Annotated in this window: 16 protein-coding genes and 1 tRNA gene; 3 read left to right on the top strand and 14 right to left on the bottom strand. The window is 56.6% G+C overall.

Going from position 1 to position 13,157, the window contains the following annotated elements; translation table 11 throughout:
* Positions 1-60: 60 nt before the first annotated feature.
* The 4 genes from NSND_RS12540 to NSND_RS12525 are packed head-to-tail and all read right to left on the bottom strand — an operon-like array spanning position 61 to position 2,045.
* Positions 61-483, bottom strand: a complete 423-nt coding sequence (locus tag NSND_RS12540; protein WP_080879326.1) for a hypothetical protein — start codon at positions 481-483, stop codon at positions 61-63.
* A 4-nt stretch (positions 484-487) separates the two neighbouring features.
* Positions 488-868, bottom strand: a complete 381-nt coding sequence (locus NSND_RS12535; RefSeq protein ID WP_080879325.1) for a hypothetical protein — start codon at positions 866-868, stop codon at positions 488-490.
* A gap of 35 nt (positions 869-903) precedes the next feature.
* Positions 904-1,422, bottom strand: coding sequence for a GNAT family N-acetyltransferase (locus tag NSND_RS12530; protein ID WP_080879324.1), 519 nt, complete (start codon positions 1,420-1,422; stop codon positions 904-906).
* The gene (locus tag NSND_RS12525; protein ID WP_143833539.1) at positions 1,419-2,045 is read right to left on the bottom strand and encodes a DUF502 domain-containing protein; all 627 of its coding nucleotides are present in this window, start codon (positions 2,043-2,045) and stop codon (positions 1,419-1,421) included. The genes NSND_RS12530 and NSND_RS12525 overlap by 4 nt, the downstream gene beginning before the upstream one ends.
* Before the next feature lie 143 nt (positions 2,046-2,188).
* Between NSND_RS12525 and NSND_RS12520 the strand changes: the two genes are divergently transcribed.
* On the top strand, positions 2,189-2,485 hold the full coding sequence (locus NSND_RS12520; protein ID WP_200810529.1) for a Trm112 family protein: 297 nt from the start codon (positions 2,189-2,191) through the stop codon (positions 2,483-2,485).
* Between the two features lie 509 nt (positions 2,486-2,994).
* Here the strand turns inward: NSND_RS12520 and NSND_RS12510 are convergent.
* From NSND_RS12510 to NSND_RS12500, 3 genes are all read right to left on the bottom strand, one after another.
* Positions 2,995-3,234: a hypothetical protein gene (locus NSND_RS12510; protein WP_080879321.1), complete on the bottom strand. Its 240-nt coding sequence runs from the start codon at positions 3,232-3,234 to the stop codon at positions 2,995-2,997.
* Positions 3,235-3,291: 57 nt separating this feature from the next.
* Entirely contained in the window at positions 3,292-3,660 is a 369-nt protein-coding gene (locus tag NSND_RS12505; RefSeq protein WP_013246938.1) for a hypothetical protein, read from the bottom strand.
* A gap of 84 nt (positions 3,661-3,744) precedes the next feature.
* A complete protein-coding gene (locus NSND_RS12500; RefSeq protein ID WP_013246939.1) occupies positions 3,745-4,074 on the bottom strand; it encodes a hypothetical protein in 330 nt (109 codons plus the stop codon).
* A gap of 283 nt (positions 4,075-4,357) precedes the next feature.
* Between NSND_RS12500 and NSND_RS12495 the strand changes: the two genes are divergently transcribed.
* Positions 4,358-4,432: transfer RNA gene (locus NSND_RS12495), tRNA-Gly, on the top strand.
* Between the two features lie 6 nt (positions 4,433-4,438).
* On the opposite strand, the gene NSND_RS12490 is transcribed toward NSND_RS12495, so the two are convergent.
* The 4 genes from NSND_RS12490 to NSND_RS12475 all read right to left on the bottom strand — a co-directional run bounded on the left by NSND_RS12490 (position 4,439) and on the right by NSND_RS12475 (position 7,248).
* Positions 4,439-5,512 carry a tyrosine-type recombinase/integrase gene (locus tag NSND_RS12490; RefSeq protein ID WP_235000239.1) on the bottom strand — a complete coding sequence of 358 codons (1,074 nt, stop codon included), beginning with the start codon at positions 5,510-5,512 and terminating at the stop codon, positions 4,439-4,441.
* Entirely contained in the window at positions 5,499-5,810 is a 312-nt protein-coding gene (locus NSND_RS12485; protein WP_080880873.1) for a helix-turn-helix domain-containing protein, read from the bottom strand. Before NSND_RS12485 ends, NSND_RS12490 begins: the two co-directional genes overlap by 14 nt.
* A 42-nt stretch (positions 5,811-5,852) precedes the next feature.
* A complete protein-coding gene (locus NSND_RS12480; RefSeq protein ID WP_080879320.1) occupies positions 5,853-6,854 on the bottom strand; it encodes a replication initiation factor domain-containing protein in 1,002 nt (333 codons plus the stop codon).
* Positions 6,855-6,999: 145 nt separating this feature from the next.
* Entirely contained in the window at positions 7,000-7,248 is a 249-nt protein-coding gene (locus NSND_RS12475) for a plasmid mobilization protein (protein ID WP_080879319.1), read from the bottom strand.
* A gap of 280 nt (positions 7,249-7,528) precedes the next feature.
* On the opposite strand from NSND_RS12475, the gene NSND_RS12470 reads away from it, so the two are divergent.
* A complete protein-coding gene (locus NSND_RS12470) occupies positions 7,529-8,302 on the top strand; it encodes a TonB family protein (protein WP_080879318.1) in 774 nt (257 codons plus the stop codon).
* Between the two features lie 443 nt (positions 8,303-8,745).
* Here NSND_RS12470 and NSND_RS12465 read toward each other — a convergent pair whose 3' ends face one another.
* The 3 genes from NSND_RS12465 to NSND_RS12455 all read right to left on the bottom strand — a co-directional run bounded on the left by NSND_RS12465 (position 8,746) and on the right by NSND_RS12455 (position 13,086).
* A complete protein-coding gene (locus NSND_RS12465; protein WP_159450771.1) occupies positions 8,746-10,950 on the bottom strand; it encodes a transglutaminase TgpA family protein in 2,205 nt (734 codons plus the stop codon).
* The gene (locus NSND_RS12460) at positions 10,922-12,064 is read right to left on the bottom strand and encodes a DUF58 domain-containing protein (RefSeq protein WP_159450770.1); all 1,143 of its coding nucleotides are present in this window, start codon (positions 12,062-12,064) and stop codon (positions 10,922-10,924) included. Before NSND_RS12460 ends, NSND_RS12465 begins: the two co-directional genes overlap by 29 nt.
* Positions 12,065-12,141: 77 nt before the next feature.
* Positions 12,142-13,086, bottom strand: coding sequence for an AAA family ATPase (locus NSND_RS12455; RefSeq protein ID WP_369974248.1), 945 nt, complete (start codon positions 13,084-13,086; stop codon positions 12,142-12,144).
* Positions 13,087-13,157 lie beyond the last annotated feature (71 nt).

Here is a 13,157-nt window from a genome sequence, read left to right as displayed (position 1 = left end):
ATTATAACGAGATGTGCCGGGGGCGGCAATTCACCGATGCGAGGCGTATGTGCAGAGGGGTCAGAACGGATAGGGTGTGAACGGCGGTGCGGGGCGGTGACGCACAAAGGCATGGTGGGTGACAATCCAATGGTCGTCGCACAGGAGTTCGAACGCGTCTGTGCCGAGGCCGGAGCGCGAGAACACGAGGTCGGGATCCACGGGCGACCAGGGTTTCAGTAGCCAGCCGAAATTGACCCGCGAATATTTGGCGTTGAGGAACCGGTAGGTGACGATAGTTCCTGTTTCCGTATCGGTAATGGAATCCGGTGCTCCGAGTGTGTCGACGACATCGGCCAGGGTGGTGCGGCCTTCCGCAATGAAGGCTACCGATTCCGGCGTCAGGGGGGTGTTGATCGTGAGGCGAGCCACGTTACAGCCGGCCAAAGCCAGGGCAATGACTGCGGAGCACAGCAGCGTGACCGAGCGGTTCCAGCCTGTCATGACCTTAGTCTCCGAATGGCCAGAAGCGGAATTCCAGGCCCTCTGTTCGTTTTGACGCGATTACTTCCTCGACGGTCCCTTCGCGGTTGATCACCACAAACAGATCGTCGCTCTTGACCGACACGCGCGAAAAATTGAGCACGATCAACAGCAGACTGCCGACCTTGGCATCGTACCGGTAGTACTGAAAGAGATCACGTCCGTTCAGTTGAAGGAGTCGGTCAGGAGCACCGAGTAGAGCCAGGACTTCGGACCTGGTGGTCACTCCCTTCTTGATGGAGTTGACGGTTTCGGTCTTGATCTCGTCGCCGAGGGTGCCTCGGCTGAACGCGCAGGCATTCAGTGTCAGGAGCATCAGAACCAACAGCACACTCACTCGTCGCATGTGATCCTCCTTATGCGGCCGTCGATCGGACTAACTTACGCCTTTGTGCGGGCGCTGTGGGGGGTGGGTAGGACAAAATCAGACTCGTACACCTGGTAGCTGGATGGCGAGAGCCCGACTCGTTCATAGACGCATTTGGCGATGTGATTGTCGCCTTCGACGTACAGCCGGACACCGCACACACCCGGTTGTGATCGAGCGAGGTTGATGATGGCGCCATGCATCGACCGATAAATGCCTTTGCGTCGCCAGTCAGGGTGTACGTACACACTCTGGATCCACCAGAATTGGGCGTTCCGCCAATCGCTCCACTCGTACGTGAGGAGCAGCTGGCCTACGGTTACTCTATCGGCTGGCGGCTCTGGCCGCAAGTCTGCCACGTAAAACCGCCCTCGTTCAGGCTGTTCGAGAACCGCTTGGGTTCCCAGGCGTAAGCGTGCGTGATCCAGTGTGCGTTGCTCAGTTTCCAGGGCCATGGCGGCGCTGAATGTCGTGAGCGCGTCGAGGTCTTCCAGTGTGGCGGGACGTACGGTCAGGCTATCGGCTAGACTCATGATGGGTTACGTGCCGGCGACGTCAGCCAGCCTGGTAAGGGGCGATAGAGTCCCGCTGAAAACTCCAACTTCAATGCCTCTTCCGGCAACAGGTTCAGCGGGTGTAATTGTGTTTTGGGAATCAAGGCCAAGTATCCCGTGAAGGGATGGATGGCAGTCGGGACAAAGACCATCACCAATTCCACCATTGGTGCGATTTGAAGTGCCGCCGGTGGAGAGCCCATGACAAAACCCAGGGCCCAAAGGCCGTCGCGTGGAAAAGGGAAGGCCACCACGGTGCTTTGTCCGAAGCGTGCCCGGTAGTTCAGTAAATCCGTCATACCCTTGAGTGTCATATAGATGCTGCGAATCAAGGGAATCCGGTCCAGGACGGACTCGGTCCAGCGTACAACTCGTTGTCCGATGACCTGGGTCGCAATGGCCCCGACCGTGAGTACCATTCCAATGAGCAGCAGGAGGCCGAGTCCCGGGGCATAGGGCTGGATCTGCCGGCCGATGAGATTGAGCAAGAAGGAATCCAGTGTCTCAAACAGCGCGGCCAAAATGAGAAACGTTGTCCAAGCCGGAAGGAGCACGAGGAGTCCGGTAAGGAAAATGCGTCCGAGCCGATGCGAAGCAGTCACGTCGCGCCCCGATGTTGGTGAGTGAAGGAGGAATAGATCAATGACGATATCAGAAAGGGGGGCGATTTGGTATCTTCTTGATCTGTCGATTCATTTGGACTATCTTTCCGGTAACCGTTCAGTCACCCCTATCGGGTGGGATTGTGAGAGATATTGTGAGCGATGCCGCAGGAAAAAAGGTGAACCTCGACAAGGATCTGTTAGCCATTCTTTGTTGCCCCGAAACGAAGCAGGCCGTGGCTCTTGCCGATGAGCAGTTGATTCAAAAGGTGAACGGTGCGATCGAGCGCGGGGCGCTCAAAAATAAAGCCCACAAGCCGGTTACGGAGAAGCTCGATGGAGGATTGATCCGATCCGACAACAAGATTCTCTACCCCGTACGAGAAGACATTCCTGTCATGTTGATCGACGAAGGTATCCCTCTCGAACAGGTTTCCTGATTACCCTCCCTCGGTCCTCTCTTCTCCAATGCGAGTACTCCCTTGGCAGGCGTTCGCGCTTGCCATGGGCGTTGACGATCCCGGCTTATAACTCGGCGTGTCATGCGTGAGCGTACGCGCCGAAGCGACCGTCTGGCACTGGATTGCGGCACGAATGGTTACGGGGCGAGCAGTCCACCTTCGGCCGAAGCACTTTCCGTCTTGGAGCCGGTGGAGGCTCCGCATTGAGCGCAGAGGTATTCGTAGAGATTCCCTGTCGGCAGGACGAGCAGGAGCCGTTGGCGCGTAGGAGTTGCCTGGCGACATTGTCCGCAGTACAGCAGGGAAGCGTTGAACGAGTCATATTGATCTGTCTGGCGTTGACCAGGTTGTGACGGTGCGGGGCGCGGGCGCATGGCGCTTGGAGGCCAATTGAGCGGCGAGGGTCTGTTCGAACGTGGCTGCATGAGCGGTATTCTACTGAGGGAGATCGATGCGGCGCAACAGGACGATGCCTGCCTGGATTGGAATCAAGGATGGCCGATACGTTGATCCTCGGGTGTTTCCGGCTCCTCAGCGTTCCTGCCGCGAAAAATCCACCAGAGTGAACGGATGACCTGAACCAGGACATAGAGCGCGACGCCTGAGAGCAACCCGTAGAGCCAGGCTTTGCTCCATGGCCACAGGTCAGGCGCGTGCAACACCACGGCAAGGGCAATATGGCCTCCCAAGCCGAGACAAACGGCGAAGATGATCCACTCACGGGCCATAGTCGCCCTCGGAGGAGGCCATGACGAAGGATAAGCCTGGAGACAATCGACAGGCGGTTACACGGAGGTTTTGGCGGATTCGATCTCAGTTGCCGTGATCAGGCTGGACAAGTAGTCCGCCACGAAGGTCAGGGCTTCCTCGCGTCCGTCGGCCCGTCGGCCTTTTTCGCGCCGCTGTACGGAGAGCTCATGATCCAAGTCCGATTTCACTTCCGTCAGGACACGTTGCAGTGTCGTGGGAGTGATATTGGCATCCATGTCCTCCAGCTCCTGACAGCGATCCAAGACCCAGTTCAGCCCTTCGATCCGCCCGGCATAGTGTTCCTGCTCGGCGGTGTCGATCCGAGACATGGTGGTCGCGAAAGTCTGGGCTTCGTACACCAGATTATAAAAACTCGTAACAGCGCGCTGTAACGTGGGATTCATAGTGCTCCTTGGCTCATTAAGAGGTTCTCGTGATTATACCTGAGAATGGGGGGCCGACAAGGTATTTTTTTACTGGGCAGTGACTTACGTAAACAGGAGGGAATGAAACTCGTTCATGAATCCATAATACAGCGGGGCAAAATCTTTCAGACTATCCGGACTATTTTCTTTCAGTCGCTTGAAAAAGAAGACCTGGGCGCGTGGATCCAGCTCCTCGAGAAGACGGCTGAGTTGTGCCATCGTGTAGCTCCCGGCAGGAACGCTCAGTACGTAGTGAACCAATCGCTCAACAAACTGTTGCCCGATGTATTCACTCGTGAGAAGCCCCTCGGGGATCTTGCCCGATGCGAGATACTCGTCGAAGGGAATGGCTTGTGCTGCAAAAGGCGCGGACGGCTGAGGACGTGAGGTCACGCTAAGGGTACCTCGCTGATGAGGATGGAGTGGGCCGACATTGGAATTACTCTACTCAAGCCCCGCAGGTCCGTCAAGTGGACAGAAGAAGCACGCAGGTCTGAGTCGAAAGGCTGTATGTTTGCGAGAAAAGGGGCCACCCGCGCTTCGTGCAGATGGTCGGCTTTGACAGTGGCCCCGCGTAGGCAGCTACGTAGAGTCTCTGTCATGACGATATTTCTGCTGCCCGGCTTGACAGTCTTTACGCATGGCCGGTAGAATCCCGCTTCTTCTGTCGGTGGAAGCGGGAATAGCTCAGTGGTAGAGCATCGCCTTGCCAAGGCGAGGGTCGCGGGTTCAAATCCCGTTTCCCGCTCCAATTTTCTCAAGCACTTGCACAACACTCTCCGACGGCTCCACCCTCATTGTGATAGTTTTGTGATATCTGAGGGTGAACGCGCTCCAGAATCAACACTCCCTCTCTTAAACTCTCCGGCGAATGATGCGCGTAGCGCTGCGTCATAGCTGCTGTTTTGTGCCCCAACAGACGTTGCACCTTGTACAAATCGACACCAGCTTGTGCGAGCCGAGTGGCAAAGGTGTGTCTCAAATCGTGAAAGCGGAAATCGCTCAACGCTGCCTTCGTTGCCGCGAGTCTGAATGATCGCGTGAGGTTTCGAGCGTCGAATAGCGTCTCAGCTGAACTCGCAAACACGAACGAGCCTGCTGCCCTCTTTGACGCTTTTCTCTTCAGCAAGTCCGTTAACCGACCGTTGAGCGGGACAGTCCGCTTCTCGCCATTCTTGCTTCGCATCACCACCAGGACCTGCCGATTGAGGTCTATGGCTTGCCATTGCAAGTTGAGAATCTCGCCTCGCCGCATGCCGGTGTTTAAGGCAAAGACAATGATGTCCTGCAGCCACGGTGCCGAATGAGCCAGTAATCGGCCCTCTTCATCCGAGGACAGCCACCGGTCGCGCTCGTTGCGCACTTTCTCCATGCAGACTCTCTGCATGGGATTGTCTCGACACCATTCCCACTCTCGGATAGCCACGTTGAAGCTATGCCGAACCAAGCCGAGTTCTTTATTGACCGTGGCTGGCTTGGCCGTCTCACGCCTCTTCGCCTTGTAGGCGGCAAGAAGTTTCGGTGTGACTTCTGCAAGATTCAAGGAGCCAAACGCACTTCGTAAATGCGTGAGGCACTGCTCGTCCCGCCGTCGGCTTGCCGGGGCTTTGGTGATTGATCGCTCTTTCAGGTATCGATCCATCATGTCGTTGAACGTATGGTCTTTGGCTTCCAACGTGTCAAAGAATCGGCCCTCAACAATCTTGACCCGTACTTTCCCGAGAATCGCTTCTGCGAGGCGCTTGTCCGTTGTCCCTGTGGACCGTCGTACTTGCTGGCCCTGATGAATGAACGTCATCCACCATACTTTATTGCGTCTAAACAGCCCCATCTGCATCCTCCTTCTGGATGAGGCTTGACTGAATGGTTTCCCCGTGACGGGAAGTATAGACTTCGCGTTTTGAGGCTTCAATGAGCTGGTCAAGGTCACGGGTGTAGTGGCGAGTCGGCAGAGAGAACGGCTTGACGGAATTGGTCTCAAAGCCCTTCAGCCAGGCCTGAATCGCCTCAGGTTCAAAGCGGACGAGACCGTGAATGCGCCGGCAGGGAATCTTGTTCTCTGAGGCCCAGAGATAGAGTGTGGATGGCTTGATATTGAGCCAAGCCGAGAGCTCTTTGACGTTGAGCATGTGCAGATACACCGGGGGAGTCTCTCGACACCCCCAGTCCCCCTAACATGGGCTGCCCGCGTGACCGCCGGCAGACCGGTGAAACCGAGCGGGCTGTTTGAGCAAGTTCCGGTGTCGGTCCTTCCACCTGGAGATGCCCCTGACAATTTCTTCCAGTAGCCATTCTTCCCCTCCAGGGGTGGCACAAATGACCGCCAACATCGGCGTCAGGGTGTCACTCACCCATCGTTTCACATTTTGCAGGGTCTGCACCTGCTGCTCCTGGGCCAATCGCCCCTTTTGAAATCCCTCCGTCAGGAGGGCGTACCACTCCAGCATCGGAGCCCGGTATCGTTCTTCATCGGCATGGTTTGAAGTCTGCCGGAAATCCACATAGGACCGGAGCAACCCAATGACTAACTCCTTCCAGTCGGTTTCGTCTAACGTTGCCAGTGCCCTTGCGCACTGTTCGGCGCGATCCTTTTTGAGCTCTAATTCCCACCGAGTCCCGTACTCCGGCCAGTTCTCTTGTCCTTTGCTCTGCAGTTCCAGCCGTTTGTCGTAAATGCGCAATAAGGTCTGACTCTGAGGACTCCCGAAATACATCGTCTCACCCGTCGTCGCTCCGGTCCCATGCGTCAGGTTTGAGACGATATGCCGGACTTGAGCCGCCCTCGTGACGCACTGGCCTGCAGCAACCGCCTCTCGAATCGTCCTGACCGGGACCGTTCCCGCCCGGTCATCCAGGGCGCAATCAATGCGCGTGACGTGTCCTTGCTGCTTATGCACCCACTGGAGGAGGGTTCGGATTTGATCCAGTGTCAGGGCGGACGCCAGGCCGCCCGACAGATCCACATGGATTTCATTCGGACGACGAGGGGCATTGGTGCCCAATTTGCCGACCCCACGCAGACCGTCGCTTCTCATCCAGGACAAGGGATAGCCTCGGAACCCGCCCTTAGCCTTGCTCCAGTCTCCACCAAGGACCCGCATGGTCTCTTCGGGATTGCTCGCCAAGACCGTGAAGGCCAGCCAGTCAATGGTGAGGGTGAAGCCAGAATCCATGGAATCTATCGAACTCCTGTACGGAGCGCTGTGGGTAGCGCCCCCGTGTTACCAAGACGGGGGCCATTCCGCTCCGCCCCGCAGCCTGCCGGCATGCGGCGCGGACCGGCTTTGCCTGTTGATGGTGAGACGGATAGCATTGTTCTCAGCGTCCTTCCTGAGTCGGTCGGACAAGCTTCTGTCGGACGACGCCAAAGGCCTTCTCTCCGACCTCTCTGGCGACGATTTTAATCGCCTCAGCTTTGCCGTCCATCACCATGCTCATGAGGACTGCCCCGCGGACATACTTGGAGACAGTCGTTCCTTCATCCCTGGCACATCGCTCAATGAGCTTGCGTTCTTGTTCGGTGACTTTGAATTGCAGCGTTTCGGTCTTAGTATCCTCACCCTTCATAACGTCCTCCATGATATGTATGCATTACATAATATAGTACATATAAATTGTCAATGGCCGTGCTAGGTTTATGAGAGAGCTTCCATTTCAAGTGGCCAAACGCCCAACCCGGTTACCGAAAATAAATTCCTTCCGTACTCCTCTAATCAGCTTGTTTTGTAACCCCCCCCCCCCAGTCAGGTGGGGTTCTGATCCCACTGAGGACTACTCACTTGCCGACGCCAACGATTAGACTTAGCCTCGTTCATCCTGCGACCGATTTTCCCGGGGATACTAATCGATGCCGACTCGCAAGCACATATCCTTGGTTGTCTTTTTCTTGACCGCCCTGCTTATCGGCTGTGCAAGTGACCAAGTCACTCCTATTAAAGTTGTCACCCTTAGAAGTGGCGCTGGACAAGCGATATCTCATATCCCTCCCTGTAGACCGACTGCCCCTGAGTCGAATGTGGAAGATCATCTACCAGTGGACCATCCCAAGGTGATAGGGGCATACCTTTGGCAGCAGATTCCACAACCGACCTATCCTACTAAGGCTCAACAACGTGGCTGGCAGGGAGTTGTACTCATTTGCGTAGTTTTCTTGAAGGACGGTACGATAACGGAAGCTAAAGTGCACCAAAGCTCTGGCATTCCATTGCTCGACAATAATGCTCTAGACGCTATCCAATCAATGAAGCGGCTTAATCTTGATCTGGATCTCCATCGCCCGGAATATTCCGCTGTAATTCCTTTTCGATACCACCTGCAGCCTATGACTGAACATCAACGTAAGATTGCTGCTAATGTATGGGCTTGCCTTACTGCCCAAGCAGCTAAACCATCTCAGTTGATAGGGCTTGCGTCCGCTCAAAGCGGCACTGTCATTATGCGGGTAACGTTGAGGACGAACGGTGAAGTCGAAGAAATAAAGTTAGACGAAAGTTCAGGATCGGACGTGCTCGATCGGACCGCTACAAAATTGGTCATGGATTGCTCCCCATATCCACTAAACAGTACTGATGCTCATAAGCCAACAGTCTTTGTAGTCCCGTTTTCCTACAACATCAGATAGTAAGAGACAATCAGTTCAAACGGACGTGTGCTAGATTTGTGCTAGAAGTCGTCAGAAAGTATCAACCTCGTCAGAACCTATCGACCCAATCGACAGTGCCCAAACTGAGCCACTATCAGGAAAAATCGGGGAAACCACGGCTCAATCAAGCCCCTACGAAATTACTCTTTTCAGAATTGCCAAGGCGAGGGTCGCGGGTTCAAATCCCGTTTCCCGCTCCAATTCACACTTCTCCTCAGCACGATCTTTACCCATATCGTTTTCGACCACCACGGTTCGTCCCTTTCGGCTGGAATCCTGGCTGGCCTTCATCCATCATTTAGGTCGCCCTGACAGGTTTCATGTTGACGGGCGGACTTGCCAGCCGAGCACGCCGTTTTTCCCCGCTCCTGTTCATACGCGTTTGTCTCTGTCGAGTCGCTGAAATCTGGCCTCAGTCAGGACTATTGTTGTGAACGAGTTGTCGCTCGTTCCAGTGTGTGGAGCCTGCGCAGCAGGTTTTCGGCAGCGGTATGGTCTTCGGGAGTGAGGGGAGCGTGACCAAATCGGACTCGAGTATAGAGTTGTGTAAGGGCATCAGCGGAGGGCCAGGCTTCAGCCCATTCGTCACGAACATGGCGAAGCACCTCCATGGGTGTGGCGCTCGCTGACTTCACGATGCCGCGTTGCGCAAGGCAGTGCAGCATGGCGGTGTAGAGCGTGACGACGGTGCGTTGATGCGCTGACAGCACATCCGGCGGTGCCGCTGTGTTTCGGGACGACCGCAGCAGTCGCCGACCCGCATACGTCGCGCCGATGGCCAGAATGATCAAGAGTACAGTTTCCGGAATACCGGTCGATGTGAACGAGGACATGAAGCGCCGGAACATCGCGGAGCTCTGGGCCGAGAGGGAGTTGAGAGATTCGGAGAGTTTTGTCCGAACGGCTTCCCCGCCCTCTCGAATGCCTTGCACGACAGTGAGTTGATCGTTTGCGCTGAAGTGGACAAAGAGGCGATCCCATTGAAGCCGGACCGAATCCATCACACGATCGGCGGATTGCCACCAGGTTTGCCCAATGTTCTCTGGAGCAGGCGGCGTTGGATCCATCGTAATCCAGCCTGACCGTGGGAAATAGACCTCCACCCAGGCATGCGCATCCCGTTGTCGAACCGTATAGTACCCGCCGAACTCATTCCATTCAGTCGCAAGGAATCCCGTGACCAGTCGAGCCGGAATGCCGGTGGCGCGGAGCAGCACCACCATCGCGGTCGCGTAATGTTCGCAATATCCTGTTTTTCGAGTCAGGAGAAAGTCTTCAAGCGGGTGAGCCGATTGGAGCGAGGGCACGTCCAGGTTGTAGCGATAGTTCGCCAGCAAGTGTGTATGGATCAGGGTAACGGCCTGGGAGACGCTGGTGGCCGACTGCGTGACATGCTGTGCGAGGTCAAGGATCTGCGGGCTGACGGGGGGAATCTGTAGATACTGCTGAAGAATAAACTCCGGGTACAGCACCGCGGCGGCGGCCCGCTCTGCCGGATTGAGACTGGTCGGTACGGAGTAGACCGTGTACTGGATGCGGCTATGAGAAGGAAACGCCAAGTGCAGCGATCCCATCAGATCGGATTGGACCGAGTGGAAGTCGCCCTTGACGGCGAAGGCAAGGGGGGCGCCGAACAGCACGGCCGTATCGAGCGGTTCCAGCAGAATATCTTGTCGGAGTGCGCGTGCCTGGGGCGGCGGTTTGGCGCCCGGTGTTCGGAGCGTGAAGGTGCCTTGGGGAAGTTCCGTGAGCATACGGCGGTGCAGCAGGTTGTTGCTCCAGGATTTTCCGTCATACCGATTGTAGGCGACGCCACGGAGATACAGCGGCCCCCGTGCAGCGGGAGTTCCGGGACTGTCCGGCAACTCCACGCGCATGACAATGCTGGGATCCTGTTTCACCGGTCCCATGACACCCAGATCGACCTGCTCTGAAAAGCCCGTCGTTCGCAGGCTTTCCCCATGGGAATGTTGCAACAGGCCAACCCCTACCCGTGGGATCGAAAAGAAAAAGAACAATGTGAGGCCGAACGCGCCGGCTGCCATCGCATTGGTAGTCCAGAAGAAGCGGGCCGTAATGTGCGGCCGTGTCGAGTCAAGCGGTGCAGCTTGGCTGCCGAGCAAATGGCGACCGGTGCTCTCTTCGTGCTCTTGCAACAGGTGATACAGGAGCAGCGTCCAGACTCCGGCTACCAGATAGACAAAGAAGAAGGGGGCGTACCAGATTTGTGTAGTCAGCGCGGCGGAGGCCAGGAGTGTGATGAGGCTAATGGCATAGAGGTGAAGAAAATCCCGCCGCTGGTCGAGGTTGGAAAGTTTGTTCACCAGGAGCAGTACGAGGAAATGAATCCCGGCCGGGAGAAGTTCCTGCGAGACGAGTAACAGATCGATCCAGAAGCCCGCGAAGGCGAGGAGGAGAAAAATATTCCATGTCAGGGCGGAGAGGCGGAGATGCGGGAAGAGTTCGGAGAAGCCCGGGGCGTGATTCACGCGCAGGAGTGCCATGGCGAAGGCTGCACCTGCCAAGCCGAGAAGCCAGAATGGCAGGGCAATCGCGAGCGTCAGGCTCGCAAAGCCGGTTGCCGCCAGCAGAATTGAGCTAAGCCGAAAGGCTCGATCCAGTGTCATCGAAGAGATCCCTGTGTGACTGAGGAGACACGATGTAATCGACCGATGGAAATTGCTCATTCCGGGCGGGATCGGTCCAGGGTGAGAGCAGAATAGTCGGTCCCTCGTTCAATTCTGCAAGCGCCCGGGCCATGGAATGTCGGATCGCAGCTCCCGTTGCCATCGGGCGTCGCTCGCAGAGCGCCAGGGCGTGAAATAGATGCAGGGCTTGGTCAGTCCCGCAGGCCAGAATGTCCTGCTGATCGCCCAGTAGCAACCGGACCTGGTATCCGGCTTTCAGAAAGTGATCAATGAGGGAGGCGCCGATCGAGAGCGCCCGCTCGAAGCTGTTCTCTGCCTCGTCCGGCGCAACGGTCGAGATGGCGAGAGTGATCGATCGTCTCTCTTCCGCCTCGGTTTCCTTGAGCATTAACTTCGAGGTACGGGCTGTGGTCATCCAATGAATGGCGCGGGAATCGTCCCCCGGCCTGAATTCGCGCAAGTTGTACAGGGAGTTACCCGGTCCGCGTCGCGCGCGTGCGTGATCCTGCCCCAAGGTATTCAGTTCCTGCAAGTGCAGCGGCGGAAGGGGAATGATTTCCGGACAGACGATCAGTGTGGCTTCGAGTGGATAGAAGGATTTCTTGTAAAACAGACCGAAAGGAAACGGGGTCACGATACGGATTCCGTCGAGCCGGTATGGTCCACGCTGTCGCACCAGTAGCGGGTACGAGCAGAGGGTGGAGGCTGCAGGCGCGAGGTGTGTGATGTGAATCCCCCGATCGAGATCTTTCCCGGCAACGACATCGAGGAGGCGTAACGAGACACTTGGAATACGTGATTTGTAATTGGCGACCCGGAGCGTTGCGGTGGTCGGCTGATTGACGAAGAGGTAGTCCGGGAGGTGCCGATGGACGTCCAGTCGCCGCACACATTGTTCAGACAGCAACCCGGACAGCACGACCAGGCTCAGCATCATGGCCAATAGGAGGTAGAACAGATTATTGCCGGTGTTGACGGCGGCGATCCCGACGGCCAGGGTCAACAGCAGGAAACGGATGCCTTCCGTTGTCACCCGGATGGTGCGGTCCCGGAACAGCCGGCGGAACAGAGCCTGGAGTTTGTTGGTTGCCACGCTGATGGACTGCTGCCGTCCAGACCGCATTACTGCGACATTTCGCGTGATGCCGGTGTTCGGCCCCCTGACGGTTGTTACACGGGAACCGGGACTGTCTCAAGAATGTCTTGAATGACCTGTTCCGTATGTTCGACGGTGTTCGTGCGCATCCCCTGGGACCGACTGAGCATGACACGGTGCGAGAGGACGGTTGGTGCGAGCTCTTTGATGTCTTCGGGGAGGCAATAGGCGCGGTCGCGCACGAGGGCCAGGGCTTTCGCCGCTCTGCACAGCGCGAGGGCGCCTCGGGTACTCACGCCTAATGACAGCAGCTCGTTGTGCCTGGTGGCGAGCACGATGGCGAGGAGATAATCCATCAGGCTGTCTTCCATCCGGACCTTTTCCGCCTGCGCTTGAAGATCGACGATATGCTGCGCGCTCAGTACCGGTTGAATTTCGTCGGCCGGGTGCAGCAGCTGGGGGCGATCCAGCACTTTCTTTTCCTCATCCGGAGTCGGATAGCCGATGCGAAGTCGCATGAGGAATCGGTCGAGCTGCGATTCAGGAAGCGGGAAGGTGCCGTGATACTCTGCCGGGTTTTGTGTGGCGATGACCATAAACGGCTGCTGAAGGGGATAGGTTTGGTTGTCGACGGAGATCTGGGATTCGCTCATCGCTTCGAGGAGGCTGCTTTGAGTCTTCGGCGTGGTGCGGTTGATTTCGTCGGCCAGGACGATGTTGGCAAACAGCGGGCCCGGCATGAACTCAAACGCTTGTTTCTGGCGATTGAACATGGAAATGCCGACGATATCGGAGGGCAGCAGGTCGCTAGTGAACTGAATACGTTTGAAGGAGCAATCGAGGGAGCGCGCGAGGCTATGGGCCAACGTGGTCTTCCCGACACCGGGGACGTCCTCGATCAGGAGATGGCCACGTGCCAGCAGGCAGACGACCGCCATCTCGATCACCTGTGGTTTCCCTTTAATGACCTGCGCAATATTGTCCTGTAACGATTTGATAGATTGAGAAGAATTCACGATGGGATGTTTCTGAAGAGGGTTACGGTCGGCACCAGGGGCGTTATGCCCGAAGTCTAACAAAGGGTCTGGAG

Source organism: Nitrospira sp. ND1 (genome assembly GCF_900170025.1).
Lineage (GTDB): Bacteria > Nitrospirota > Nitrospiria > Nitrospirales > Nitrospiraceae > Nitrospira_A.
Note: the sequence above shows the minus strand (reverse complement) of the source record. Positions and strands in the feature narration are given on the sequence as shown.

What these genes read in the sequence shown, in the direction of transcription:
- NSND_RS12510 (WP_080879321.1), bottom strand. Translation starts at nt 3,234, where the DNA reads ATGGCCCGTGAGTGGATCATCTTCGCCGTTTGTCTCGGCTTGGGAGGC.
- NSND_RS12475 (WP_080879319.1), bottom strand. Translation starts at nt 7,248, where the DNA reads ATGAAGGGTGAGGATACTAAGACCGAAACGCTGCAATTCAAAGTCACC.
- NSND_RS12470 (WP_080879318.1), top strand. Translation starts at nt 7,529, where the DNA reads ATGCCGACTCGCAAGCACATATCCTTGGTTGTCTTTTTCTTGACCGCC.
- NSND_RS12505 (WP_013246938.1), bottom strand. Translation starts at nt 3,660, where the DNA reads ATGAATCCCACGTTACAGCGCGCTGTTACGAGTTTTTATAATCTGGTG.
- NSND_RS12530 (WP_080879324.1), bottom strand. Translation starts at nt 1,422, where the DNA reads ATGAGTCTAGCCGATAGCCTGACCGTACGTCCCGCCACACTGGAAGAC.
- NSND_RS12465 (WP_159450771.1), bottom strand. Translation starts at nt 10,950, where the DNA reads ATGACACTGGATCGAGCCTTTCGGCTTAGCTCAATTCTGCTGGCGGCA.
- NSND_RS12480 (WP_080879320.1), bottom strand. Translation starts at nt 6,854, where the DNA reads ATGGATTCTGGCTTCACCCTCACCATTGACTGGCTGGCCTTCACGGTC.
- NSND_RS12490 (WP_235000239.1), bottom strand. Translation starts at nt 5,512, where the DNA reads ATGGGGCTGTTTAGACGCAATAAAGTATGGTGGATGACGTTCATTCAT.
- NSND_RS12485 (WP_080880873.1), bottom strand. Translation starts at nt 5,810, where the DNA reads ATGCTCAACGTCAAAGAGCTCTCGGCTTGGCTCAATATCAAGCCATCC.
- NSND_RS12535 (WP_080879325.1), bottom strand. Translation starts at nt 868, where the DNA reads ATGCGACGAGTGAGTGTGCTGTTGGTTCTGATGCTCCTGACACTGAAT.
- NSND_RS12540 (WP_080879326.1), bottom strand. Translation starts at nt 483, where the DNA reads ATGACAGGCTGGAACCGCTCGGTCACGCTGCTGTGCTCCGCAGTCATT.